General features: G+C 55.9%; 1 protein-coding gene. It reads right to left on the reverse strand.

What is annotated here, in order from left to right; all coding sequences use genetic code 11:
- Window positions 1-34 precede the first annotated feature (34 nt).
- Window positions 35-1,161, reverse strand: a protein-coding gene (locus tag MWU53_RS15895) for an IS3 family transposase (protein ID WP_247094675.1) whose coding sequence is annotated in 2 segments (ribosomal slippage) — window positions 35-897 and window positions 897-1,161 — 1,128 coding nt in all. Because the reading frame shifts where the segments join, the coding sequence is not laid out codon by codon here.
- Between the last annotated feature and the right edge of the window lie 56 nt (window positions 1,162-1,217).

A 1,217-nucleotide genomic window follows, 5' to 3' on the forward strand; every position in this document is an offset into this window, starting at 1 on the left:
TGATCAGCCCCACCTAAATGGTCCAGTTTGAATGTTAGTGCATGATTGGCGTTTGTTCCATCGGGACGATGGTTTCAGGGGCCGGTGGGCGGTAGCCCAGAGCACTATGCGGTCGTTTGGTGTTGTAGTGTTTTCTCCATTGTTCGATCAGGATTTGAGCCTCCCTTAGCGAGTAGAAGACCTCGCCGTTCAGCAGTTCGTCCCGAAGCCTTGCATTGAAGCTTTCGCAGTATCCGTTCTCCCAAGGTGATCCTGGTTCAATGTAGGCCGTTTGGGCACCGACCGCTGCGATCCAATCTCGAACGGCCCGAGCAATGAACTCTGGGCCGTTGTCTGATCGGATGTAGGCAGGAACGCCACGCAGGATGAACAGATCTGTCAGCGCGTCGATAACTTCTGCCGAGTTCAAGCGCCTCTTCACCCGGATCGCCAGACATTCCCGGCTGTGTTCATCCAGAATGTTCAGTGTCCGGAACGCTTTCCCGTCATCCGTTCGATGGTGCACGAAGTCATAGGACCAGACATGGTTGCGATATTCGGGCCGGAGCCGAACACACGACCCATCGTTCAGCCAGAGCCGTCCTTTCTTCGGTTGCTTCATTGGAACTTTCAGCCCCTCTCGCCGCCATAGGCGTTCAACACGCTTGTCGTTGATTTGCCAGCCGGCGTCTCTCAGAAGAGCCGCGATCCGACGATAACCGTATCGACCATATTGGCGTGTCAGTTCGATCATGTCAGACACCAGCCGGTCTTCGTCAGCACGTCCAACAGGCACCCGCCTCTGTGTGGACCGGTGCTGCCCCAGAACGCGGCAGGCGCGACGCTCTGAGACGTGGAACTGGCTTCGCACATGATCAATGCAGTTACGGCGGCGCGAGGGGCTCAGTAGTTTCCCCGTGCGGCCTCTGACAAGATCAACTTGTCCAGCGTCAGGTCCGATACGGCCCGTCTCAGACGCTCATTCTCCTTCTGGAGCCGTTTGAGTTCCTTCAGTTGGTCAGTTCCCATACCGCCATATTGCTTACGCCAGCGATAGAAGGTTTGTTCTGTAATCTGCACTTGTCGGATGGCGTCTACGCGCGGCATCCCTTGGCCGCAAAGCACCTCAACCTGCCGTAACTTCGTGACAATCTCTTCAGGCTTGTGTCGTTTGATTCCCATATCTGATCCTCCGTTTCCTAACTATAGGGGCGGACCACTTCAGTGGGGGAGGATCA

This window comes from Aliiroseovarius sp. S1123 (assembly GCF_023015885.1).
Taxonomy (GTDB): Bacteria; Pseudomonadota; Alphaproteobacteria; order Rhodobacterales; family Rhodobacteraceae; genus Aliiroseovarius.